Here is a 23263-nt window from a genome sequence, read left to right on the forward strand (position 1 = left end):
CCGCCGGCAGTCGAAGCTTGCATCCGCTTCTTTGCTCTCATACCCCGTGACCGAATGCCAACGTTCACCCCTGAGCTTACCCGATCGGAAGCATGTAAGCCGTGCGGCGAATAAGGCGTTGCAGCTAGATAGAGTCACGCAACAACGGACCTCACAATCGCGGCTTGGCCGATTTCGTACCATCGCCGGGACAGCGGCGGCGTGGCGAAATTCTTTGCGCGCAGCGTTCCAGATAGCGGGGGATGACACGCAACGCTCGCCGGCTGGCCACTACCCCCGACCGTATATCTCCAGAATTGTCTCCAAAGAAATGAGTGTTTTGGAGATACACTTGGAGACAATCGGACCCTTGCCAGACATAGCTGACAAGCCGAAATTGAGGTTTATCTCCAAATCTCCAAATATTTTTGCTTCCGGCTGCACAACAAGTTCCGTGCGGCCGATCCCCCGGCCAATAACGCGTAGGCCAATGCCTCTGTTGGTATTTTTGTTGGTATCTGCGGATCATTAGCGTTGAGACGCCGCCCCCAGCCTAGAGATATGAATTCTGTCGGGGACCAGCCAAGCTCTCAGCCATCCCCCGGATTCACAAGAATCTCCCCGCTTCGCCCCCGTCTGGCGCCACTCTACCGCCCAGCCGTACCCGAGACTCTTGCGATTTTCGTTGGTATCAGCAGATACCAACAATACCTCTCACGGACGCGCAGATATCGCATCAGCTCGCTAACGCATCAACACTGGTCGCGCCCCAACTCGCCCTTTCCGCCCCACCGCCGGCGACGGTCGAGGCGCGACGATGTTGGACTGCCGCCAGCTTACTCGTCGAACGGCCCGGCTTCGAACGTCGCCACTCCGTCGGCATACTCTCGCACCCATATATCGCGGTGATCCTCGCCAGAGCCCTTTACCGCGAACGACGCGTTCGGCAGGCATGAAGCCAACTTGTCGAACAGCATGACGATCGCCATGCTGTTCAGAAAGAAGAGAGTTGACGTTGGTAGAGCCGAACCACATGCTTCGGTGAGGTTGGTCAATACGTCGTGGCTTAGCGAATATTCGTCAAGAAACCTCAAGAGTTCCTCACGGACACTGGCAACATTCAACGGCTCACCATCGAACGGATGAACCGAAACCTGAGTGTGAAAGCTCATTCGAACCTACTCCATTATTTTTTCATTCAAACACGGCTCTTCACGGTGTGCGGAGCGAATCGTGATTTTTGACGATCTACCGACCGTTGTCGATCGGCCAAGTTTGGCCTTTCGTGAGCAGGTCACCCTTCTGTGCGACCTTCACGATGCGTGCCGAGCCTGCCGGTAAACCGCAGGTTCCATGCGACGCAAATCAAAGATCGTTTGACTCTCGGCATCAGCCCACGTACACTTCGCGCCGCGGGGTGGAGCAGTCTGGCAGCTCGTCGGGCTCATAACCCGAAGGTCGTAGGTTCAAATCCTACCCCCGCAACCAATACCGAAGCCCGCTTTGCGAAAGCAAGCGGGCTTTTTGCTTTCCGCATGCACTGCTGCGTGTGCACCGCCTGGCAGGCATCGCAGCCAAATCGCGGAACATTCAGCCGCCGGCACCGCCTGCGACACGCGATCGCATCCTGCCCGATCGCCGCAGCCCCACGTCAGACATTGCGTAGAATTCCGAACCTTCTTCAGCATCCGGACTTCCGCAATGATTCGAACGATCGCGGCGCTCGCCGCACTTTCCGCGATTACCGGCACGGCGAACGCCGCCGACACCGTCACCGCGCCCGCGAAGCAGCGCTATGTCAGCCCCGGCATCGCCAACATCGCGAACGCAGCGGCACCGCGCCCGGATAACCCCTCCCCCGACTCACGGTGCCGTGAACTATCCGCCGGCATCGACGCCGTGACGCACACCCCCGACCGCGGCCAGAAGGTCGTGCGCGGGATGGGCCCGGACGGCAAGCCGCGCAACGAACTGCGCGCTTACGACAAGCGCGCCGATCTCGAAGCCGAGCATCAACGGCTCGGCTGCCGATAACGAACGCCACGCCGCCCGGTCCACTAACACCGGGCGTCCGCCATCACGCGATCACGCGTTCGCGCCGCCGTCGATCGTCAATCCCGTCCCGTTGATCGACCGCCCCTCCGGCCCGACCACGAACGCAACGAGCGCCGCGACGTCGTCGGCCTTGCCGTACTGCGGGATCGCCATCCGCGAACGCTGCGCGCCGGCGTGTTCGCCGTCGGCCGGGTTCATGTCGGTATCCGTCGACCCCGGATGCACGATATTGACCGTGATGCCGCGCGGGCCCAGATCGCGCGCGAGCCCCTGAGTCCAGCCGATCAGCGCGGCCTTGCTCGCCGCATAGAGGCTCATCCCCGCATCGGGCACGCGCGTGGCGAGGCAACTGCCGGTCGACACGATGCGCCCGCCCTCGCCGAGATGCCGCGCCGCCGCCTGCGACGCGACGATCACCGCGCGCACGTTCACGTTCAGCGTCGCGTCGATATCGTCGAGCGTGAGATCATCCAGCCCGCCGGCCCGGAAAATCCCCGCGTTGTTGACGAGGATGTCGAGACCGCCGAACGCCTCCGCGGCACGATCCACTGCGTCGCGCACGGCCACCGGATCGGCGCTGTCGGCCTGGATCGCGACGGCGCGCCGGCCCAGCGCTTCGATGCCGGCAACGATGGCCTGCGCCCGCTCGGCCGATTTCTCGTAGGTAATCGCGACGTCCGCGCCGTCGGCCGCCAGCCGTTTCGCGATCGCCGCACCGATACCGCGGCTGCCGCCCGTGATGAGTGCACGCTTGCCCTGAAGTCGATTCATGTCGGTTCCTTTCCTCATTTATGTAACGACCGGCACAGAATGTGGCAAGTTGCGCGGCACAGTCAATTGATTTATTTTATCGATCGATACAGATATCGACGAAGGAACGGACGCAATGGCTGAACGGGGCCGACCGAGGAGCTTCGACAAGGAAGCGGCGCTGGAACGCGCCATGGAGGTGTTCTGGCGCCTCGGCTACGAGGGCGCGTCGATGACCGACCTGACGGCCGCGATGGGCATCGCATCGCCGAGCCTGTATGCGGCGTTCGGCAGCAAGGAAGCATTGTTCCGGCAGGCGCTCGATCACTACCGCGCAACGGAGGGAAAAGAAATCTGGGGGGGCGTCGAGGAGGCCGGCAGCGCACACGACGCCGTGCGGAACTACCTGATGGATACCGCACGCGTGTTCACGCGGCGATCGAAGCCGGCTGGCTGCCTGGTCGTGCTGTCGGCGCTGCATCCGGCCGAGCGCTCGGATACGGTTCGGCAAACGCTGATCGCGATGCGCGAGGGCACGGTCGAGAGTCTGCGCGAACGCCTCAGGCAAGGTGTCGCGACCGGCGAGATCTCGGCGCACGCGAACCTCGACGCGATCGCGCGGTACTACGTAACCGTCCAGCAGGGGATGTCGATCCAGGCGCGCGATGGTGCGAGCCGTCGCGATCTCGAGGCTGTCGCGATGGCTGCGCTGGCCGCGTGGCCAGCGCTCGTCGGTATGGGCGGCGCGTAGCGGCAGGACGCCGCCGCACACGGCCGCCCCGCGCGTTACTGCCTTTCAGCGTGCTGCACGTCCTTCGACGCATGCCACACGCGATACCGCACCTCGAAACCGTCCGGCACATAGACGACGAGCGGCAGGCGGCTGTTGTAGCGCAGCAGCTGGCCATCGCCGCGCACCTGCACGAACCGCTGCTGCGGCGCCTGGCCCGGGCACGCCATCAGCGTCGACGCCGGGCCCTTCACGTCGGTGAGCTGGTAGTACGTATAACCCCAGCCTTTCACGTCCTCGGCGGTTAGCTCGCCGCCGAACCACTGCTGGTTGCAGTCGGTCTGCAACGTCTTGCCGATCATCAGCTCGACGCGCGCATCGCCTTCGTTCTCGAGCGCGGGCAGCGCGATCACGACGCGCTGCTGGCCGGCCGCTGCCTGCGGAAACATCTTGATCGACTCGGCCGGCACGGCGGGCGCCGATGCAGGCGCGGCCACGCAGGCGGCGGCAGTCGTCACGCACAAGGCGGCCAGCGCGGCCCGGATCGCGAATTTCATCGAGGTACTCCTGAAAAACAAATGAGCTCCGGATGCTAACACTTTCGTCGCATGACCTTACGGCGCCGTAATTTGACGACACAATTGCAAACAGCTGGCAATCCCCTTGCGCGGTACTTATAGGGGAACCAACGGAGAACATCATGCTGAAGCTCATTGCTGCCGCCGGCGTCGCGACCTTGCTGGCCGGCTGCGTCGTCGCCCCGGACGCCGGATACGGCTACGGCCAGCCCTACTATTCCGATCCGGGCTACGCATACGCGCCGTCCCCCGTGTACGGCACGGTCAACATCTGGGGCGGTGGCGGCGGACGCGACTGGGATCGCGGCCGGCGCGACTACCATCGCTGGGACGGCGATCGCGGCAACCGCGGTAACGGCTGGGGGCACGGCGGCGGACGCCGCGGCGACTGGAACGATGGCGGCGGAGGCGGCGGCCATCGCCACTGACGCACAATTGCAACCGTTTGTATCCGCGCACGGCCCGCCAATGGGCGGTCGTGCCGGTCTTGCCGGTCTTGTGTTACGCAGACGAACGGACTCCCGCGAAAAAACAAAGGCCCTCGCACGAAGCGAGGGCCTTTTGTCGTCCGGTGCGGCGAAGCGAACGTCGGCGGCGCAGGCCGCCCGGCACCGGCCGTTCACGCGTCACGCATCCGCCCGCTTACCACCCGGCCGGCTGCGCGTAGCCGCCCCGCACCGGCGCGCCGCACACGTATGCACGCTGGTAGCGGTCGTAGCAATAGTTCGGGCCGTCGTCCTGGTACTGCGCCTGCTGGTAGGTCGGATAGGCAGGCTGCTGGTACGCGGGTGCCTGGTAGTACGTCGGCGGCTGATAGGCCGGTGCCTGGTACACGGGCGCCTGATACGCGACGGGCGGATTCATCGCGGACGTCACGATCGCGCCCAGCACCGCGCCGCCGATCAATGCGCCGATGACGGCGCCGCCGTCGCGGCCATGCGCGGACGCCGGCCCCGCCACGGCAAGCGAACCGGCGAGGACACACACTGCGGCAATTTTTTTCATGATGGGCTCCCACGCGAAGTGGTACTGGATGCGATGCATTGTGGCGGCAGGCGGCCGTAATAGATGCAGCAAGTGGTAACGCGCGATTACCGCTGTCACGCACACCGAAATGCGGCGCCGCCATGCTAGGATTTTCGGCATACAGGAGACGCCTTCATGCAGCCCGAAACCGCCCGCCGTTTCGATACAGAATTCGCCCCGCGCATCGCACAGGCGATCGCCGCCTTCTTCGCCGATCACGTGCTGACCGACGTCGTCCCGTATGGCGGCCACGGGCACCCGACGCGTGTGCAGATCCGCAGCACACCGCATGAGCATGTCAGCGGCTTCGAGCATCCGCTGAATCTCGAACTGACCTGGGACACCGACGAAATCGAGCGGCTGATGGAACCGGACGGCCCGCGGCGCTTCGAGCACTACCTGGCCGCCCTCCCGAAAAAGCTGGGCGCATGGGAAGGCGCGCGCGACATCGATCTCCTGTCGCGCACGCAGGCCGACCCGCTCGTGCGGCTCGGCGGCCTCGACTTCGAAGGCTGAGTGCCGGCGTCGCGCAATGCGGCCCGGTGATACACTCGGCCGGCCCCGCCTCGGCGCAGTTGCGCCGGCCGGGCCGCTCATCGCCGCCTCCACCCTCCCGCATGGTTGCGCACGCAACCGGCAGCCGGGCGCGCGGACAACCACGCATCTGCTCCCGCCATGAACGCCGATACCGGCCTGCCGCTTCCGCAACGCTACTGGGCGATCCTCTGCGTCGCACTGGGCATCACGCTCGCCGTGCTCGACGGCGCCATCGCAAACGTCGCGCTGCCGACGATCGCACGCGACCTGCACGCGTCCGACGCCGCATCGATCTGGATCGTCAACGCATACCAGCTCGCGGTCACGATCACGCTGCTGCCGCTCGCCTCGCTCGGCGAGCGCATCGGCTATCGCCGCATCTACGTCGCGGGGCTCGCGCTGTTCACCGCGGCGTCGCTCGGCTGCGCGCTCGCCAGCTCGCTGCCGATGCTGGCCGTGATGCGCGTGATCCAGGGTTTCGGCGCGGCCGGCATCATGAGCGTCAACGCGGCGCTCGTGCGGATGATCTACCCGTCGTCGATGCTCGGGCGCGGGCTGTCAATCAACGCGATGGTCGTGGCGCTGTCGTCGGCGATTGGGCCGACGGTCGCGTCCGCGATCCTGTCGTTCGCATCGTGGCCGTGGCTCTTCGCGGTCAACGTGCCGATCGGCATCGCCGCGGTGATCGGCAGCCTGCGCGCGCTGCCGTCCAACCCGCTGCACGATGCGCCGTACGATTTCCCGAGCGCGCTGATGAACGCGTGCGTGTTCGGTCTGCTGATCACGGCGGTCGACGGGCTCGGCCACGGCGAAGGCCATGCGTACGTCGCGGCCGAGCTGGCCGTCGCGTTCGTCGTCGGCTACTTCTTCGTGAAGCGCCAGCTGTCGCAGCCGGCGCCGCTGCTGCCCGTCGACCTGATGCGCATTCCGATGTTCGCGCTGTCGATCTATACGTCGATGGCGTCGTTCACGTCGCAGATGCTCGCGTTCGTCGCGCTGCCGTTCTGGCTGCAGCACTCGCTCGGCTTCTCGCAGGTCGAGACGGGCCTCTACATGACGCCTTGGCCGCTCGTGATCGTGTTCGCCGCACCGCTCGCGGGCGTGCTGTCGGATCGTTATTCGGCGGGCATCCTCGGCGGGATCGGGCTCGCCCTGTTCGCGGCCGGGCTGCTGTCGCTCGCGACGATCGGCGCGCACCCGGGCACCGTCGACATCGTGTGGCGGATGGCGCTGTGCGGTGCAGGCTTCGGGTTGTTCCAGTCGCCGAACAACCGCGCGATGCTGTCGTCGGCGCCGCGCGAGCGCAGCGGTGGCGCGGGCGGCATGCTGAGCACCGCGCGGCTGACCGGTCAGACGCTCGGCGCCGCGCTCGTCGCATTGATTTTCGGGCTCGTCCCCGATCGCGGGCCGACGATCGCGCTCTATGTCGCCGCGGCATTCGCGGCGGTGGCCGCGCTCGTCAGCATGCTGCGCATCGCGTCGCCGCGACCGGACGCGGCAACCTGATACCGTCGCGCGCCGCCCCGCGCGTCATTCGGCGTCGAGCGCGTCCATCACGAAACGCACGCGCGCCTGCACGCTCTCGCGCGGCAGTTCGATCAGCCGATAGCCGTACGACGTATAGCACTCGACCATCGCGTCGTAGGTGCGCACGGCTTCCGCGAAATCCTGCCGGCGCTCGGTGTCCTGCGCATAGATGTCCGGCCACGGCGGCGCGATGAACACGCGCGGGTGATAGCGGAAACGGTTGGCCGCGGCCTCCGCATGCGTGGGCACGGCCAGCCCCGTCAGCCGCAGATAGCCGATCACGTCCGGCACGCCGCGATCGAAGAACACGGGCCCGCGCGCATGCCGCGCGAGATCGTACGAGCGCATCTCCCAGCTCAGCATCAGCTCGGCAAACGCGGCCGGGTCGCGCCACGGCAACGCGTGACCGTCGATCGCCATCTGGTCGCGGATCACGCCCCGCCCGGCTTCCTGCGAGCGCGCGCAACCGGCGCGCTCGAGCGCATCGAGCAGCGTGCTCTTGCCCGAACCCGGGCCACCGGTCACGACGAAAAAGCGGCGGGTGGCGTCGTCGCTCGTGTCGTCGACGGCGCCGGGCCCCTGTGCGACCTCACGCATGCACGACCCGCCGGCCCGCGCGCCGCGTGACCGACGCGGCGGCCGCGACACTGCGCAAGTCGGCGACGAACGTATCGCGCCAGACCGACAGGTCGTTTCCGCGCAGCCGCGCGAGGTTCTCCTCGTGGCGCGCCTGCCGCTCCGCGAGCGGCATCGACAGCGCGCGCTCGAGCGCCTCGGCCATCTGCGACAGGTCGTACGGATTGACGAGGAGCGCGCCGGTCAGTTCGGCCGCCGCACCCGCGAACTCCGACAGCACGAGCACGCCCGGGTCGGCCGGATCCTGCGATGCCACGTACTCCTTCGCGACGAGGTTCATCCCGTCGCGCAACGGCGTCACGTAGCCGACCTGCGACATCCGGAAGAACGCCATCAGCAGGTTGCGCTCGTACTTGCGATTCAGGTACTGGATCGGCGTCCAGTCGAGCTGCGAGAAGCGGCCGTTGATGCGGCCGGCCTCGCCTTCCAGCGTTTCGCGAATGTGCTGATAGGTCTGCACGTCGGAACGCGTCGGCGGCGCGATCTGCAGCAGCGACACGCGCCCCTGCCAGCCCGGCGCGTTCGCGAGCATCCGCTCGAACGCCTGGAAGCGCTCGACGAGCCCCTTCGAATAATCGAGGCGGTCGACGCTCATCACCAGCTTGCGGCCGTCGAGCGCCTCGCGCAGCATCTTCACCGGCTTGCGCGCGCCGTACTGGACGGCCGCCTGCGCGATCGCGTCGGGATAAACGCCGATCGGATAGGCGGCGACCTTCACGACACGCCCGTGCGCATGCAGCATCCCGTCGTCGCTCGCCGCACCGATGCCGCGCCGCTCGATGTAGTCGGTGAACGCCTGCTTGTCGGCCTCGGTCTGGAAGCCCGCGACGTCGTATGCGCACATGAACTTCACGAGTTCCTCGTGCGGCGGCACGAGACGCAGCATGTCGGGCGACGGAAACGGGATGTGCAGGAAGAAGCCGATCGGGTTCTTCACGCCGAGCTCGCGCAGGTAATGCGCGAACGGCAGCAGGTGATAGTCGTGCACCCAGATCAGGTCGTCGGGGCGCAGCAGCGCGGCGAGCTGCTTCGCCAGCATCGCGTTCACGCGCAGATAGCCCGCGTACTCCTGGCGGTCGAAGCGCGCGAGATCGCCGCGGTAATGGAACACCGGCCACAGCGTCGCGTTCGAGAAGCCGCGGTAGTACTGGTCGTAGTCGCGCCGGGTCAGCCCGACCGTCGCATAGGTCACGTTGCCGTCTCGCTGGATCGCGGGCTCGGCATCCGGCGCATCGACGATCTCGCCGTTCCAGCCGAACCAGACGCCGCCCGTTTCCTTCAGCGCGTCCATCACGCCGACGGCCAGGCCACCGGCGCTCGGGCGCGTGTCCTCGCCGGCGGCGACACGGTTCGATACCACGATCAATCTGCTCATGCGGCTTTCCCTCCTCGATTCGATGGGCTGGCGCGCGGCGCGCGCCAAGGCTGGCACGGCTGCCCGAAGGCGGCCGTGCGGCGATTCAGACGTGAGAAATGCAGGTGTGAAAGGCAGCGGCGGAATACGACGGCAACGACATCAGGCGTCCTGCTCCTGACCGAGATCCCGCTGATAGTCGAGCCCTTCCGGGCGGGCACCGCCCTGGTTGTGATCGCCGTCGGACGGCGTCTCGCCGGGCGCGCCGGCAGGCGGTGCCGATGGCGCGTCGGTCTGCGAATGCGGGCGGACCGCCCCTGCGTCGGGCGGCCGGGGCGAAAACCGTTTCGAACGTCGCATGGCCGGGTGTCTCATGTGCGGCGCGGCCCGAGGCCGTCGTAGAAACATTCCATAACTGAAAAGTCTAGGTCGCTTCCTTGCACCCCAAAGTAACAATTACCTTCAATTTGTAACGTTTCGACCCCTCACGATCCACCTGTCCGACAATAACGCCGCGCGTACGCGCGCGGGATGCCGTCCGGCGATTTGTCAAAGCTTTGCATTTTTCCTATGACAATTGCGAAACAATGACGCGGCATGAGGGCGCGCACGCGTTGCCGCTCACCCAGACAGGACTTGCACTCAGGGATGAACATTCGTTTCGAATCGCCGCGCCGGGCCATTCCGGCGCGCGTCGTGCTGGCCGCGATCGCCACGGCCGCACTGCTGTCCGGCTGCAACTCGCTGTACAGCGAGGGCGCGACAGCCGGCGCCGGTATCGCGGGTGCCGCGATCGCCTCCAAGGTCACCAACAACGCCGCGGTCGCGACCGGCATCGGCCTCGGCGCCGTCGCCGGTGCGCGTGCGGGCGTCCAGTACTCGCAGCGCGTCGCACACCGTTACACACAGGAACAGATCGCGAAGGCGGCCGGCCCGCTCGACGTGGGCGGCGTCGCGCCGTGGTCGACGCACCACTCGTTCCCGATCGAGGACGACGAACAGGGCCGCGTGACGGTCAGCCGGATGATCAGCATCGGCCCGCTCGACTGCAAGGAAATCGTGTTCGCGGTCGACACGCCAGCGAAAGCCGACAAGGCCGCGCAATCGGCGTTCTACGTCGCCACGATCTGCCGCGACGGCCCCGTGTGGAAATGGGCGTCGGCGGAACCGGCAACCGAACGCTGGGGCTCGCTGCAATGAGCGTCGCGATCCGTATCGCGGCCATCGGCGCGCTGTGCGCGGCGGCGGCCACGCTGTCGGGCTGCGGGTCGGTCGGCGCGGCGAGCGGCGCGCTTGCCGGTGCGGCGACGGGCCTCGTCACCGCGAACCCGGCGGTCGGCGTCGGCGTCGGGATCGCCGTGCAGGCCGCGACCGACGAAGCCGTGAACCGCACGATGAAGCAGCTCCATCAGAATCAGCAGGACGCGATCGCGAAGACGGCCGGCAGTCTCGCCGTCGGCGACGTGAAGCCGTGGAAGGTAAAGAACACGCTGCCGCTCGAAAACGGCGAAGGCGAAGTGCGGGTCACGCGCGCGTACTCGTCGGCGCTCGCGCTGTGCAAGGAATTCGCGTTCTCGGTGAAGGACGGCGACAAGGCCGACTGGTATTTCGCGAATGCGTGCCAGCAAGGCACGCACTGGAAGTGGGCGTCGGCGGAGCCGGCCGTCGATCGGTGGGGGAATTTGCAGTAGCGGAGGCACCGCGTGCCGGCGACTGGCCCGGACATCGACTGCCCTGCGACGGCTCCAACCGCGCCGGCGCGAATCATTGCGCATGAATCGCGCGCTCGGCTCAGCGCGCCGACTTTCCGATCAAGTCCATCAGGTAATGCTCCAGCACACCGAGCCTGACGATCGACGCATTCCGCATGGTCGGATGCGGACGCGTCGCGGCCTTCACGGCCCCCGGCAGATCGTCCCTCAACCACAACTCGGGAATATGCAGCCTGGCGTACGATTCCCCGTCCATATCCTCCAGCACCATGTGTCCGCGCCACGGATATTCGTGGAGCATGCCGGCCTGCACTCTCACGAACATGAGGGCGCACTCCCCGGCCTGAAGCGGCACATTGCCCCAGGTCGGCGGACCGCCGCAGAACTCGATCACCTCCCCGAGGCGATCCGGCGTGATGCTCTTGCCGCTGGAATAGATGCGCTCGACCTTCGCCCGAAAGATCTGTGGACCCGGGGAGTCGATAACGGATACGAGCACCAGGTCAAACGTTTCCACCGCGACGGCGTACAGATTCCCTTTTTCAGTCATAGGTCATGGAATTCGCGCCGTGTCCGCCGGATGCTGTCGAGACCTGGCCAGCTTCAGCTCTCGACGTCCTCGAGACTGAAAATCTCCGTCTGGTCGTTGTACGAGAAGATCTCGCCGTAACGCCCCCAGTCGATCACCGCGTCGAGCGTCTCCTCGGCGGCACCGTCCGACAGGAAATCCTCCAGCTCCTGCTCGAAGCGCACGCGCGGCGCGCGATGGCCGGGACGCTCGTTCAGCACCTTCTTGATCCGCGCGGCCAGCGGCACGTGCTTCAGCAGGTGATCCGCGAACATCAGCTTGCGCTCCTGCGTGCCGAATTCCGCGAACACGCGCCCCGGCGGCGTCAGGAACACGTCCCCTTCCCGCACGTCCGCGAAGCCGAGGTATTGCAGCACTTCGGCGATCGGGAACAGGTCGTCGACCTCGAGGTGCAGCGTACGCGCGATTTCCGGCATGTCGGCGCGACCGTGGTACGGCGCCATCGCGAGCGTCTCGATCAGGCCGGCCATCAGGTTGGTCGACACCTGCGGCAGCCAGCTGCCGAGCTCGAGCCCCTTCTTCGTCGCTTCGCCGGTCTGCCGCGCCGTCATCTTCGCGTAGATGTCGTCGACCAGCTTGCGGAACGCCGGGTCGAGCCGGTTGCGCGGATGCTTGAACGGCACCTTGATCTCGGCGATCACGCGGCCCGGGTTCGACGACAGCACCAGAATCCGGTCGCACATGAACACCGCTTCCTCGATGTTGTGCGTGACGATCAGCACCGACTTGATCGGCATGCGGCCTTGCGTCCACAGATCGAGCAGGTCGGTACGCAGCGTCTCGGCGGTCAGCACGTCGAGCGCGGAGAACGGCTCGTCCATCAGCAGGATCGTCGGATCGACGACGAGCGCGCGCGCAAAGCCCACGCGCTGGCGCATGCCGCCCGACAGCTCGCGCGGGTACGCGTTCTCGAAACCGTCGAGACCGATCAGGTCGATCGCCGCAAGCGCACGCTCGCGCCGCTCGCGCGCGCCGACGCCGAGCGCTTCCAGCCCGGCTTCCACGTTCTGCAGCACGGTGAGCCACGGGAACAGCGCGAAGGTCTGGAACACCATCGCGACGCCTTCGGCCGGGCCACGCAGCGGCTTGCCGAGGTAGGTCACCTCGCCGCCGGTCGGCTCGATCAGCCCGGCGATGATGCGCAGCAGCGTCGACTTGCCCGAGCCGGAACGGCCGAGCAGGCCGACGATCTCGCCTTCGCGCAGCGACAGGTTCGCATCGTCGAGCACGAGCAGTTCGCCCTGCGTCTTGTTGAAGCCGCGACAGACGTGATCGACGCGCAGGATTTCCTCACCGAGGCGCGGCGGCTGGTTCGTCTGGACGGGGGCGTTTACAGCATTCGGATTGTGCATCGCGTTTCGCTCTCAATCGGTCTCAGTCGAGCCGCAGCTTCGCTTCGGCGAAGGCATACAGCGGACGCCACAGCAGGCGGTTGAACAGGGTAACGAACAGGGACATCACGGCGATGCCCAGGATGATCTTCGGAAAATCGCCGGCGGCGGTGGTCTGCGCGATATAGGCACCGAGGCCGTGCGCCTCGATCCTGGTATTGCCCCACTGCACGGCTTCCGACACGATGCTCGCGTTCCACGCGCCGCCCGATGCGGTGATCGCGCCGGTCACGTAGTACGGGAAGATGCCGGGCAGGATCGCCTGCCGCCACCATTGCCAGCCGCGGATGCGGAAGTTCGTCGCCGCTTCGCGATAGTCGTTCGGGTAGGACGTCGCACCGGCGATCACGTTGAACAGGATATACCACTGCGTGCCGAGCACGATCAGCGGCGACAGCCAGATATCGGCGTTCAGGTGGAAGCGCGCGATCACGATCACGAACACCGGGAACAGCAGGTTCGCCGGGAACGCGGCGAGGAACTGCGCGAGCGGCTGCAGCTTCTCGGCGAGCCGCGGACGCAGCCCGATCCACACGCCGATCGGCACCCAGATGACCGATGCGATCGCGATCAGCACGACCACGCGCAGCAGCGTGATGAGCCCGAGCATGACCACATGGCCGACCTCGGCCATCGTCACGCCGGTCGACACGAAGCTGATGACGCGCCACACGATATAGGCCGTGCCGAGCAGCACGAGCGCGGCCCATGCGATGTCGACCGTGCGCGACGCCTTCTTCTCGACTTTCGGCAGCGTGAAGCGCATCGCGCCCGACAGCGGCAGGCGCAGCGGAATCCGCGCGGCCTTCGCGAAGAACCAGCCGGCCGGCACGAGCAGCTGATGAATCAGGCGCGTGCGGCGGACGAGGTCGAGCAGCCAGGATTGCGGCGCGTCGCCCGACGCGGTGTTTTCCATCCGGAACTTGTCGGCCCACGCGATCAGCGGGCGGAACAGGAACTGGTCGTACGCGAGGATCACGACGGTCATCGTGAGGATCACCCAGCCGATCGCACCGAAGTTCTTGTCCGAGATCGCCTGCGCGAGGTACGCGCCGATGCCCGGCAGCGTGATGGTCTGGTTGCCGACGGTGATCGCCTCCGACGCGACGACGAAGAACCAGCCGCCCGACATCGACATCATCATGTTCCAGATCAGGCCGGGCATCGAGAACGGCACTTCGAGCTTCCAGAAGCGCTGCCAGGACGTCAGGTGGAAGCCGCGCGACACTTCGTCGAGGTCGCGCGGCACCGTGCGCAGCGACTGGTAGAAGCTGAACGTCATGTTCCACGCCTGGCTCGTGAAGATCGCGAAGATCGCCGCGAGCTCGGCGCCGAGCACGCGGCTCGGGAACAGCGCGAGGAAGAACGTGACGGTGAACGAGATGAAGCCGAGCACCGGCACCGACTGCAGGATGTCGAGGATCGGGATCAGCACCATGCCGGCACGGCGGCTCTTGGCCGCGAGCGTGCCGTAGACGAGCGTGAACGCGAGCGATGCGACCATCGCGGCGAGCATCCGCAGCGTGGTGCGCAACGCGTATTCGGGCAGGTTCGACGGGTCGAGCGAGATCTTCTGCGTCTGCAGGGTGCCGATCGGCGCCATCGTTTCGTGGAAACCGACGACCGCCATCGCGATCAGGCAGATGATCAGCGGAAACGCGATGAAATCCCACCGGTTCGGCAGAACACGCCATGCGGACGCGTTGGCGGTCCGGTTCGGATTGAAGAATCCGACGTTCATCAGGCGCCCTCCCCGGTAAGGCCGAACGAAGCCGGCAGTCGATGTTGATTCATGGCAAAGCGCACGGGTGCGGTAATTCGATTGACTGACGATCGCGCGCGAGCGCGGTGCGCCGTGCGTGCACGCGCTGCCGCGCGCCGGACGTGCCGGCCCGCGACGGCACGACACTACACCAACCTGTATTTCAGGTACAACCGTCCGGGAACGGCGCAGGCGGCGCACGGATCGTGCCTGGCGCGCGGGCGAATGACGGGTGCGCGGTACAAGCAGCCCGGCCGCACTCCTTCGGCCGGCACGCAGGCCCGAATTATGCCGTGATCCGGCCCGGCCGGGAACCCGCCCGCCGCACGCACGCGCAAACCATGTCGGGCGTCATCGGCCCGATACGACTAAGCGGGTATGATCGGGGCTGGCCCCTGGGGGGCGGTGGCGGCCGTACCGATGGCAACGCATGCGCGTTCCCGGTGTCCGCCGGCCCTGGGGATCGATCGACGAGCGGGAGGAAAGGGAATGGCAGGAAACTTGGTGATCGTCTGCCGCGATCAGGATGCCGACGCGTTCTACGAATTGATGCAGGAATACGGGTCGTTCCAGACGCGGCTGTCGTCGACGGCATGGTACCTGAACATGAACGTCGTGCCTGAATCGCTGCAGGAAGAAATCCTGGAGCGCCTCGGCCGGTATACGACCGTCTACATCTTCGAGGCCACCAGCGTGACCTACAACACCATCGACAGCAACGCGGCCGAGACGCTCGGCACGCTGTTCGGCGAATGATGCCATGCGGCGCCAGCCCGGCCGGGCCGGCGCCGCAGCCGCTCATGCGGCCTGTGCGTGGGGTTCGTCCTTCGGCACGGCCTCGAACGGGAACGTCATCGCGACACGCAGGCCGCCTTCGGGGCGGTTGCCGATGTCGCACGCCCCGCCCAGCCTGAGTACGAGCCGCTCGACGATCGCGAGCCCGAGCCCGCTGTGGCCGTTCCCGCCGCGTGCGGGATCGAGCCGCACGAACGGCCGTGTCGCCGCCGCGAGATCGCGCGGAGCGATCCCGCCGCCGCTGTCGCTGACCGACAGCACATAACCGGCCGGCGTGCGTGCCGTCTCGACGAGCACGGGCGGCGCACCGTACGCATGCGCGTTGTCCAGCAGGTTCGACAGGATCCGGTCGAGCGTCGCCGTCGGCAGGCGGAAGCCCGGATCGGCGTCGAGCCGGGTCTGGACCGTCGGCGCGTTCGGCGCGACCGCGCGATAGCTGCGTGCGATCCGCTCGCACGCCTGATCGACCGGCACCGGCTCGCTGCGATCGGACCCGCCGTGGGCAAACACCAGAAACTGGTCGACGATGTGCGACATCGAATCGACGTCGCGCACGACGCCGTCGCGCAGCCGGACGTCGTCCATCATTTCCGCCCGCAGCCGCATCCGCGCAAGCGGCGTGCGCAGGTCGTGCGCCACGCCCGCCAGCATCACCGCACGGTCGCTTTCGGCCTGCGACACCTGTTCCACCATCTGGTTGAAACCGTGCGTGAGCTGGCGCAGCTCGCGCGGGCCGCGCTCGCGCAACGGCGGCACCGGCTGGCCGCGGCCGAAGCGCGCGACCGCGCGCGCAAGCGAACGCAACGGCTGCTGCAGCTGCCAGGCCGCGAACAGCGCGGCAATCACGCCGGCCGAGAAGATCGTGCCGAGCCACAGCAGCATCCGGTCGAGCGAGCGCGGCGGCCGCAGCGGCTGCACCGGCACCACGATCCAGTTGCGGTCGGTCGGCTCCTTCACCCACAGCACCGGCGGATGGCCGGGCGCGCCGAGCTCGACGCGCGTGCCGGGCGGCATCCGCTCGCTCACGTCGTCGCGGAACCGCCGGAGCGCCGCCGGCAGGTTCGACGGATCGCCGTTCGGCACGTCGGCGCTGTCCGGCGCCACGAGCCGCACACGCGACGGCAACGGCTGGTCGGGCGTACGCTCGACGTGCTGGCGTACCGCGTCGACCAGGAACGCGGCCTCTTCGACCGCGTAGCGCGTCTGCATCTGGCTGCGCTCGAGCCGCATCGCGAAAAACCACGCGAAGTGCGACAGGAGCAGGACACCAACGACGAGCAGCGCCAGCCGCCCGAACAGTGAATCAATGGGTTTGCGCATGGGCCTCGCCGTCGGGCACGAACACGTAGCCGCGCCCGCGCACCGTCTGGATGAAGCGCGGCGTCGACGGATCCGTTTCGAGAATGCGGCGCAGGCGCCACACCTGGACGTCGATGCCGCGGTCGGTGCCGTCGTACTCGGGCCCGTGCAGCAGCTCGAGCAGCCGCTCGCGCGTGAGCGTGCGCAGCGCATGGTTCACGAAGATCTTCAGCAGCGCGAATTCGCTGCTCGACAGCGTGGCCGGCTTGCCGTCGACCGACAGCGTACGCGCCTGGAAGTCGAGCACGAAGCGGCCGAATCCGAACGGCTCGCGCTGCTCGGGCGCCGCCGCCGACGGCGTCGCGCGGCGGCGGCGCAGCACGGCCTGCACGCGCGCGAGCAGCTCGCGCGGGTTGAACGGCTTGCCGAGGTAATCGTCCGCGCCGAGCTCGAGCCCGACGATGCGGTCGACGTCGTCCGCCCGCGCGGTCAGCATGATCACGGGGATGTCGTCGCCGGCCGCGCGCAACTGGCGCAGCGCGGTCAGGCCGTCGACGCCCGGCATCATCAGGTCCAGCACGATCAGGTCGGGCCGCTCGCGCTCGAGGCGTTTCTCGAGCGTCGCCGCGTCGTGCAGCACGGACACTTCCATCCCCTGGCGCACGAGATAGTCGCGCAGCAGGTCTCGGAGTTCTTGGTCGTCGTCGACGATGAGGATCTGGGTAGTCATGGCTCGAAGTTTACCGCGCGAGGGCGGAGTCGAAGAACGAAACAAAGGGACGAAAGGGTTACTGCGGGTTACCGCGCAAGGGAACTGTAATGCGCGGTAACCGGGCCGCCGCCCCACGTAACACCGGCCGGAGCCTGCATCGCTAACCTGCGTCTTACCGGATGCGGTACCCGACTTTCCCGGCACCGCATCGCCGGACCCTTTGGATACAAGGAGTTTCTGAAATGTATAAGAAGACTTCCCGCGTGGCCATCGCGGCCGCCACCGTGCTCGCTCTCGCATTCGGCACCGCGCACGCCGCGCAACCCGGCGACATGCCGCCTCCGGGCGGCCCCGGCGCCCACCAGATGCACGGCGGGCACGACGGCGGCCCGTTCGGCGTGATCATGAAACTGCACGACCAGCTTAAGCTCAACGCATCGCAGGAACAGCAGTGGCAGGCCGCCGTCAACACGATGAAGCAGAACCATGACGCGATGCGCAAGAGCCACGAGCAGATGCGCGAACAGTTCAAGGCGCAGCAGAACCAGCCGATCCTCGACCTGAGCGCGATGCACGCCGCGCGCCAGCAGGCCGAGCAGCAGAACGCGCAACTGCGCGAGCAGACGTCCGCCGCGTGGCTCGCGTTCTACAACGGCCTGAACGACCAGCAGAAGACCACGGTCAGCACGGCGCTCAAGCAGCAGTTCGCGAAGATGGAACAGCGCCACGAGAAGATGAAGGAGCGCTGGCAGCAGCATCGCGCGGCCAAGGCCGCGTCGGCACCGGCGCAGTAAGCCGGCGGGGCCGCTCCACGGAGCGGCATCCTCGAAGGGGACGCGGGCACCGCCCTGCGTCCCCTTTTGCGTTTCAGGCGACGTCGAACAGCAGCACCTCGGCCGCCCGGCCGCGTGCGAACGCCACCGCGTCCACGCCGCCGATCCGCGCGCCGTCACCCGCGGCCAGCGCGCGGCCGTTCACCGCGACGTCGCCGCGAACCACGTGCACATAGGCACGGCGCCCGGCCCGCAGGTCGAACGCCGCCGCCTCGTCGCCGTCGATCAGTCCCGCAAAGATGCGTGCGTCCGCATCCAACGGCAGCGCGCCGCCGCCACCGTCCGGCGCCGCGACGAGCCGCAGCCGCCCGCGCTTCTCGTCGTCGGCAAAGCGCGTCTGCGCGTAGCCGGGCCGGCCGGCCGCCCCGGCCGGCGCGAGCCAGATCCGCAGCAGGCGCAACGGCTGGTCGCACGACGCGTTGGCTTCGCTGAGCATGACGCCGGTGCCGGCACTCATGCGCTGCACGCCGCCCGCACGCACGATTGCCCCGTTGCCGAGGCTGTCGCGGTGCGCGAGCGCGCCGTCGAGCACGTAGGTGACGATTTCCGCATCCCGGTACGGCCGCATCCCGTAGCCGCGGGTCGGCGCGATGCACTCCTCGTTCAGTTCGCGCAACGCGCCGAAGACCGGCGGCCCGCCCCGGCCGGACGCGCAAGGAAAGCTGTGAAGGAATTCGTGCCAGCCATGGCTGCGCTGGTCGCGATCGGCGGCGCGGCGGATCTGGAACATGGGGCGGACACTCCGTGAGAGGCGTTGTTCTGGTATGCCGACACTGTATGAGTGTGCCAATCGCGCCACAATCCACCGCTCGCGCACTGCATCGTTGCATCCGCGGATGCAATTGACCCAATGCCCGCTGAGAATACGACGATTATCGCAACAGCCGGATCAATGCCTCGAGGAATCGATCGGTCGGCCCGGATTGCCGGTTTCCGGGTATCGCGTTCGGGTAAAATACCGCCCTTTTGGCGTTCGCCGTTCCGGCGGCCGCCATCGCCAGAACGCCGATCGGCGAATTTTGGCCGTCTAGAATACGCCGCGGCGCCCGGTTCGACCGGCCGCGAGCGCCCCCGGAAAGTCAGCAACAGAAGGATCGAAATGAAGAAGGCCGCCCTGTGCGCCGCCCTCGCCCTCGTGGCGGGCAGCGCCTTCGCGAAGGAGTGGAAGACCGTGCGGATCGGCGTCGACGCCAGCTACCCGCCGTTCGAGTCGACCGCGCCGAGCGGCGAGATCGTCGGGTTCGACGTCGATCTCACCAAGGAAATCTGCAAGCGGATCAACGTGAAATGCGTGTGGGTGGCGCAGGATCTCGACGGGATCATCCCGGCGCTGAAGGCGAAGAAGTACGACGTCATCGTGTCGTCGCTGACCGTCACGGACAAGCGCCGCGAACAGATCGACTTCTCCGACAAGGTATACGACGCGCCGGCGCGGATGATCGCGAAGGCCGGTTCGCCGCTGCTGCCGACGATCGCATCGCTGAAGGGCAAGCGCGTGGGCGTCGAGCAGGGCTCGACGCAGGAAACCTACGCGAAGGCGTACTGGGAGCCGCAGGGCGTGACGATCATTCCTTACCAGAACCAGGACCAGGTCTATGCCGATCTCGGCTCGGGCCGCCTCGACGCGACGCTGCAGGACGAGCTGCAAGCCGACTACGGCTTCCTGCGCACGCCGCGCGGCAAGGGCTTCGCGTTCGCCGGGCCGGAAGTGAAGGATCCGAAGACGATCGGCGACGGCACCGCGATCGGCCTGCGCAAGGAAGATACGGACCTGAAGCTCAAGATCAACAAGGCACTGGCCGACATGCACAAGGACGGCACGTACGACCGGCTGTCGCACAAGTATTTCGCGTTCAGCGTCTATTCGGCTTCGGCCCGCTGAGCGTCGAAAAGAAGAGGCAACGGACGCGGGGGCGGCCCCGTGTCCGCGCAGTACAGGCAGTCGACCACGCGCCGCCCGCCCCCTCGCCCGCCGCTCGCGCGACGGGCTGGCCCGGCACCGATGCCGGGGCGGACGGTCATGATACGCACGGGGCGTTCCGCGCAGCTTGGCGGGCGCGTCTTTCGCGGCGCACCGCGTGCGCCCTACGGGACCACACTAGGGACCACCCCAGGGACCACATATGTTTCTACAAGGTTACGGCCCGCTGATCCTCGCTGGCACCTGGCAAACCGTCAAACTGGCGGTGCTTTCGCTCGCGCTGTCGTTTCTGCTGGGGCTGCTCGGCGCGGGCGCGAAGCTGTCGCGCAACCGCTTCACGAACGGCGTCGGCACCGTCTACACCACGCTGATCCGCGGCGTGCCCGACCTCGTGCTGATGCTGCTGCTGTTCTACAGCCTGCAGATCTGGCTGAACATGGCGACCGACGCGCTCGGCTGGGACCAGATCGACATCGACCCGTTCCTCGCCGGCGTGCTCGTGCTCGGCTTCATCTACGGCGCGTACTTCACCGAGACCTTCCGCGGGGCGTTCCTGTCGGTGCCGCGCGGCCAGCTCGAGGCCGGCAGCGCGTACGGGATGACGAACTGGCAGGTGTTCACGCGGATCATGTTCCCGCAGATGATGCGCTTCGCGCTGCCGGGCATCGGCAACAACTGGCAGGTGCTCGTGAAGTCGACCGCGCTCGTGTCGATCATCGGCCTGGCCGATGTCGTGAAGGCGTCGCAGGACGCCGGCAAGGGCACGCTGCGGTTCTTCTTCTTCACGCTGATCGCGGGTGCCGTCTACCTCGCGATCACGACGATCTCGAACTTCGTGCTGATGTGGCTCGAAAAGCGCTACTCGACCGGCGTCCGCAAGGCTGACCTATGATCGACCTCATCCAAGAATACTGGCGCAACTACCTCTACACCGACGGCTACCGCATCACCGGCGTCGCGATCACGCTGTGGCTGCTGGTCGTGTCGATCGGCCTCGGCTTCTGCCTGTCGGTGCCGCTCGCGGTCGCGCGCGTGTCGAAGAAGAAGTGGCTGTCGAGCGCCGTGTGGCTCTACACGTACGTGTTCCGCGGCACGCCGCTCTACGTGCAGCTGCTGCTCTGCTACACGGGCCTCTACAGCCTGCAGGCCGTGCGCGGCACGCCGATGCTCGACGCGTTCTTCCGCGACGGGATGCACTGCACGCTGCTCGCGTTCACGCTGAACACCTGCGCGTACACCACCGAGATCTTCGCGGGCGCGATCAAGGCGACGTCGTACGGCGAGATCGAAGCCGCGCGTGCCTACGGGATGTCCACGTTCACGATGTATCGCCGCGTGATCCTGCCGTCGGCACTGCGTCGCGCGCTGCCGCTGTACAGCAACGAAGTGATCCTGATGCTGCACGCGACCACCGTCGCCTTCACCGCGACCGTGCCGGACATCCTGAAGATCGCCCGCGACGTGAACTCGGCGACCTACATGTCGTTCCATGCGTTCGGCATCGCCGCCCTGCTCTATCTCGTGATCTCGTTCACGCTCGTGTGGCTGTTCCGCCAGGCCGAGCGTCGCTGGCTCGCGTATCTGCGCCCGCAAGGCAAGTAAGTTTTCGCAGGACTATTGATGAATTCCCAGACTCAGAAGCTTTTCGTCGACGATCTGCACAAGCGGTACGGCGACAACGAGGTGCTCAAGGGCGTGTCGCTGAAGGCGAACTCGGGCGACGTGATCAGCGTGATCGGCTCGTCCGGCTCCGGCAAGAGCACGATGCTCCGCTGCATCAACTTCCTCGAGCAGCCGAATGCAGGCCGCATCTTCGTCGACGGCGAGGAAGTGCGCACCGCGCTCGACAAGTCGGGCGCGCTGCGCGCGGCCGATACGAAACAGTTGCAGCGCGTGCGCACCAAGCTGTCGATGGTGTTCCAGCACTTCAACCTCTGGTCGCACATGAACGTGATCGAGAACGTAATGGAAGCGCCCGTGAACGTGCTCGGCATCCCGAAGAAGGAAGCCGAGGAGCGTGCGCGCACGTATCTCGAGAAAGTCGGCCTCGCGCCGCGCGTCGAGAAGCAGTATCCGTCGCACCTGTCGGGCGGCCAGCAGCAGCGTGTCGCGATTGCGCGCGCGCTGGCGATGCATCCGGACGTGATGCTGTTCGACGAACCGACGTCGGCGCTCGACCCGGAACTCGTGGGTGAAGTGCTGAAGGTGATGCAGAAGCTCGCCGAGGAAGGCCGCACGATGATCGTCGTCACGCACGAGATGGGCTTCGCGCGCAACGTGTCGAACCACGTGATGTTCCTGCACCAGGGCCGCGTCGAGGAAGAAGGCGTGCCGTCCGAGGTGTTTGCCAACCCGAAGAGCGAACGCCTGCGCGGGTTCCTGTCCGGCAGCCTCAAGTAACGCGCACGAAACGCACGACGTTCGAACGGGCGCCTCGCGGCGCCCGTTTTGCGTTTACGTGGCGTCTATGTGGCGTTCATGCGGCGCTCACCGGCGCGCTGTCGGCGAACGCGCGCAGTTCGTCGCCCGCGAGCCGGTAACGCACCCATTCGCTCTGCGGCGCCGCACCGACGCTCTCGTAGAAGCGGATCGCCGGCTCGTTCCAGTCGAGCACGCTCCACTCGAAACGCCCGCAACCCGACTCGACCGCGATCCGCGCGAGCGCCTTCAGCAGCCGCAGCCCGGCGCCCGCGCCGCGAAAACGCGGCGACACGTACAGGTCTTCGAGATACAGCCCCTGCCGGGCGAGCCACGTCGAATACGAGAAGAAATACACGGCGAAGCCGGCCGGCTCGCCGTCGACCTCGCAGATCAGCGCGCGCGCCGGCGATCCGTCGCCGAACAGGCTGCGCTCGAGCGACGCGGGCGTCGCGACCACTTCATGCTCCGCCTTCTCGTAGACGGCCAGTTCGGTAATGAAACGCAGGATCTGCGGCACGTCGGCGACGGTGGCGGAACGAATGTCGATTTGCACGGGATGAGCCCTCCTCCGGCCCGGACTTGAAACGGAAAGCGGCGCCGCGCAGCCGCGCTGGCACCAATCAGATCGTCATGCTACGTTCACGCAGCGCCTGCAG

The 23263-nt window shown here is 66.8% G+C and carries 27 protein-coding genes and 1 tRNA gene; 14 read left to right on the forward strand and 14 right to left on the reverse strand.

Translation table 11 applies throughout. From position 1 onward, the window contains the following. Positions 1-815 precede the first annotated feature (815 nt). Positions 816-1151, reverse strand: coding sequence for a hypothetical protein (locus DPV79_RS30995; protein ID WP_048025383.1), 336 nt, complete (start codon positions 1149-1151; stop codon positions 816-818). Positions 1152-1390: 239 nt separating this feature from the next. Here DPV79_RS30995 and DPV79_RS31000 point away from each other — a divergent pair. Beyond that, positions 1391-1467: transfer RNA gene (locus DPV79_RS31000), tRNA-Met, on the forward strand. A gap of 213 nt (positions 1468-1680) precedes the next feature. Next, positions 1681-2013, forward strand: a complete 333-nt coding sequence (locus tag DPV79_RS31005; RefSeq protein WP_021158527.1) for a hypothetical protein — start codon at positions 1681-1683, stop codon at positions 2011-2013. A 51-nt stretch (positions 2014-2064) separates the two neighbouring features. Here DPV79_RS31005 and DPV79_RS31010 read toward each other — a convergent pair whose 3' ends face one another. Further along, positions 2065-2805, reverse strand: coding sequence for an SDR family NAD(P)-dependent oxidoreductase (locus DPV79_RS31010; RefSeq protein WP_059498171.1), 741 nt, complete (start codon positions 2803-2805; stop codon positions 2065-2067). Positions 2806-2920: 115 nt separating this feature from the next. Between DPV79_RS31010 and DPV79_RS31015 the strand changes: the two genes are divergently transcribed. Further along, the gene (locus tag DPV79_RS31015) at positions 2921-3535 is read left to right on the forward strand and encodes a TetR/AcrR family transcriptional regulator (RefSeq protein ID WP_059498173.1); all 615 of its coding nucleotides are present in this window, start codon (positions 2921-2923) and stop codon (positions 3533-3535) included. A 35-nt stretch (positions 3536-3570) separates the two neighbouring features. Here DPV79_RS31015 and eco read toward each other — a convergent pair whose 3' ends face one another. Then, on the reverse strand, positions 3571-4071 hold the full coding sequence (eco, locus tag DPV79_RS31020; RefSeq protein WP_021158524.1) for a serine protease inhibitor ecotin: 501 nt from the start codon (positions 4069-4071) through the stop codon (positions 3571-3573). 143 nt (positions 4072-4214) lie between these two features. Between eco and DPV79_RS31025 the strand changes: the two genes are divergently transcribed. Beyond that, complete coding sequence (locus tag DPV79_RS31025) at positions 4215-4520, forward strand: hypothetical protein (protein ID WP_021158523.1); 306 nt, start codon at positions 4215-4217, stop codon at positions 4518-4520. Positions 4521-4734: 214 nt separating this feature from the next. Here DPV79_RS31025 and DPV79_RS31030 read toward each other — a convergent pair whose 3' ends face one another. Beyond that, positions 4735-5136 (reverse strand): hypothetical protein, encoded by a 402-nt coding sequence (locus DPV79_RS31030; protein ID WP_021158522.1) that lies wholly within the window; start codon positions 5134-5136, stop codon positions 4735-4737. A 117-nt stretch (positions 5137-5253) separates the two neighbouring features. On the opposite strand from DPV79_RS31030, the gene DPV79_RS31035 reads away from it, so the two are divergent. Then, positions 5254-5634, forward strand: coding sequence for a DUF5594 family protein (locus DPV79_RS31035; protein ID WP_048025380.1), 381 nt, complete (start codon positions 5254-5256; stop codon positions 5632-5634). A 159-nt stretch (positions 5635-5793) separates the two neighbouring features. Further along, entirely contained in the window at positions 5794-7161 is a 1368-nt protein-coding gene (locus tag DPV79_RS31040) for an MFS transporter (RefSeq protein ID WP_113047258.1), read from the forward strand. A gap of 24 nt (positions 7162-7185) precedes the next feature. On the opposite strand, the gene DPV79_RS31045 is transcribed toward DPV79_RS31040, so the two are convergent. The 3 genes from DPV79_RS31045 to DPV79_RS31055 form a co-directional block, all read right to left on the reverse strand. Next, positions 7186-7779: an AAA family ATPase gene (locus DPV79_RS31045; RefSeq protein WP_113047276.1), complete on the reverse strand. Its 594-nt coding sequence runs from the start codon at positions 7777-7779 to the stop codon at positions 7186-7188. Further along, on the reverse strand, positions 7772-9193 hold the full coding sequence (gene otsA / locus DPV79_RS31050) for an alpha,alpha-trehalose-phosphate synthase (UDP-forming) (RefSeq protein WP_113047259.1): 1422 nt from the start codon (positions 9191-9193) through the stop codon (positions 7772-7774). The genes DPV79_RS31045 and otsA overlap by 8 nt, the downstream gene beginning before the upstream one ends. A 141-nt stretch (positions 9194-9334) precedes the next feature. Beyond that, positions 9335-9532, reverse strand: a complete 198-nt coding sequence (locus tag DPV79_RS31055) for a hypothetical protein (RefSeq protein ID WP_060063454.1) — start codon at positions 9530-9532, stop codon at positions 9335-9337. 288 nt (positions 9533-9820) lie between these two features. On the opposite strand from DPV79_RS31055, the gene DPV79_RS31060 reads away from it, so the two are divergent. Both DPV79_RS31060 and DPV79_RS31065 read left to right on the forward strand, forming a co-directional pair. After that, positions 9821-10372: a hypothetical protein gene (locus DPV79_RS31060; protein ID WP_027786774.1), complete on the forward strand. Its 552-nt coding sequence runs from the start codon at positions 9821-9823 to the stop codon at positions 10370-10372. Further along, positions 10369-10863, forward strand: coding sequence for a hypothetical protein (locus DPV79_RS31065; RefSeq protein ID WP_113047260.1), 495 nt, complete (start codon positions 10369-10371; stop codon positions 10861-10863). Before DPV79_RS31060 ends, DPV79_RS31065 begins: the two co-directional genes overlap by 4 nt. A gap of 100 nt (positions 10864-10963) precedes the next feature. Here the strand turns inward: DPV79_RS31065 and DPV79_RS31070 are convergent, their stop codons facing one another. Genes DPV79_RS31070 through DPV79_RS31080 form a run of 3 tightly spaced genes read right to left on the reverse strand, consistent with a single transcriptional unit; the run spans position 10964 to position 14605 of the window. Further along, entirely contained in the window at positions 10964-11434 is a 471-nt protein-coding gene (locus DPV79_RS31070; protein ID WP_113047261.1) for a hypothetical protein, read from the reverse strand. Positions 11435-11487: 53 nt separating this feature from the next. Continuing rightward, positions 11488-12825, reverse strand: coding sequence for an ABC transporter ATP-binding protein (locus tag DPV79_RS31075; protein WP_021158501.1), 1338 nt, complete (start codon positions 12823-12825; stop codon positions 11488-11490). Positions 12826-12847: 22 nt separating this feature from the next. Further along, positions 12848-14605, reverse strand: a complete 1758-nt coding sequence (locus tag DPV79_RS31080) for an ABC transporter permease (RefSeq protein ID WP_059686637.1) — start codon at positions 14603-14605, stop codon at positions 12848-12850. A gap of 510 nt (positions 14606-15115) precedes the next feature. Here DPV79_RS31080 and DPV79_RS31085 point away from each other — a divergent pair. Next, positions 15116-15382 carry a double-stranded DNA-specific endonuclease gene (locus DPV79_RS31085; RefSeq protein WP_027786765.1) on the forward strand — a complete coding sequence of 89 codons (267 nt, stop codon included), beginning with the start codon at positions 15116-15118 and terminating at the stop codon, positions 15380-15382. Between the two features lie 42 nt (positions 15383-15424). On the opposite strand, the gene DPV79_RS31090 is transcribed toward DPV79_RS31085, so the two are convergent. Both DPV79_RS31090 and DPV79_RS31095 read right to left on the reverse strand, forming a co-directional pair. Continuing rightward, complete coding sequence (locus DPV79_RS31090; protein ID WP_060062600.1) at positions 15425-16741, reverse strand: ATP-binding protein; 1317 nt, start codon at positions 16739-16741, stop codon at positions 15425-15427. Further along, entirely contained in the window at positions 16725-17450 is a 726-nt protein-coding gene (locus tag DPV79_RS31095) for a response regulator (protein ID WP_021158495.1), read from the reverse strand. The genes DPV79_RS31090 and DPV79_RS31095 overlap by 17 nt, the downstream gene beginning before the upstream one ends. 224 nt (positions 17451-17674) lie before the next feature. Here DPV79_RS31095 and DPV79_RS31100 point away from each other — a divergent pair, with 224 nt between their 5' ends. Next, on the forward strand, positions 17675-18226 hold the full coding sequence (locus DPV79_RS31100; RefSeq protein ID WP_027786763.1) for a Spy/CpxP family protein refolding chaperone: 552 nt from the start codon (positions 17675-17677) through the stop codon (positions 18224-18226). Between the two features lie 73 nt (positions 18227-18299). On the opposite strand, the gene DPV79_RS31105 is transcribed toward DPV79_RS31100, so the two are convergent. After that, the gene (locus DPV79_RS31105; RefSeq protein WP_059816343.1) at positions 18300-18995 is read right to left on the reverse strand and encodes a pirin family protein; all 696 of its coding nucleotides are present in this window, start codon (positions 18993-18995) and stop codon (positions 18300-18302) included. A gap of 369 nt (positions 18996-19364) precedes the next feature. Here DPV79_RS31105 and DPV79_RS31110 point away from each other — a divergent pair, with 369 nt between their 5' ends. The 4 genes from DPV79_RS31110 (at position 19365) to DPV79_RS31125 (ending at position 22586) form a co-directional block, all read left to right on the forward strand. Next, positions 19365-20147, forward strand: a complete 783-nt coding sequence (locus DPV79_RS31110; RefSeq protein ID WP_021158492.1) for an ABC transporter substrate-binding protein — start codon at positions 19365-19367, stop codon at positions 20145-20147. Between the two features lie 241 nt (positions 20148-20388). Next, entirely contained in the window at positions 20389-21078 is a 690-nt protein-coding gene (locus DPV79_RS31115; RefSeq protein WP_021158491.1) for an ABC transporter permease, read from the forward strand. Next, positions 21075-21788 carry an ABC transporter permease gene (locus tag DPV79_RS31120; protein WP_059686631.1) on the forward strand — a complete coding sequence of 238 codons (714 nt, stop codon included), beginning with the start codon at positions 21075-21077 and terminating at the stop codon, positions 21786-21788. Before DPV79_RS31115 ends, DPV79_RS31120 begins: the two co-directional genes overlap by 4 nt. An 18-nt stretch (positions 21789-21806) precedes the next feature. Beyond that, a complete protein-coding gene (locus DPV79_RS31125) occupies positions 21807-22586 on the forward strand; it encodes an ABC transporter ATP-binding protein (protein ID WP_042974078.1) in 780 nt (259 codons plus the stop codon). A gap of 76 nt (positions 22587-22662) precedes the next feature. Here DPV79_RS31125 and DPV79_RS31130 read toward each other — a convergent pair whose 3' ends face one another. After that, positions 22663-23160 carry a GNAT family N-acetyltransferase gene (locus DPV79_RS31130; protein WP_021158490.1) on the reverse strand — a complete coding sequence of 166 codons (498 nt, stop codon included), beginning with the start codon at positions 23158-23160 and terminating at the stop codon, positions 22663-22665. Positions 23161-23263 lie beyond the last annotated feature (103 nt).

The sequence above is a fragment of the Burkholderia reimsis genome (genome assembly GCF_003294055.1).
Lineage (GTDB): Bacteria > Pseudomonadota > Gammaproteobacteria > Burkholderiales > Burkholderiaceae > Burkholderia > Burkholderia cepacia.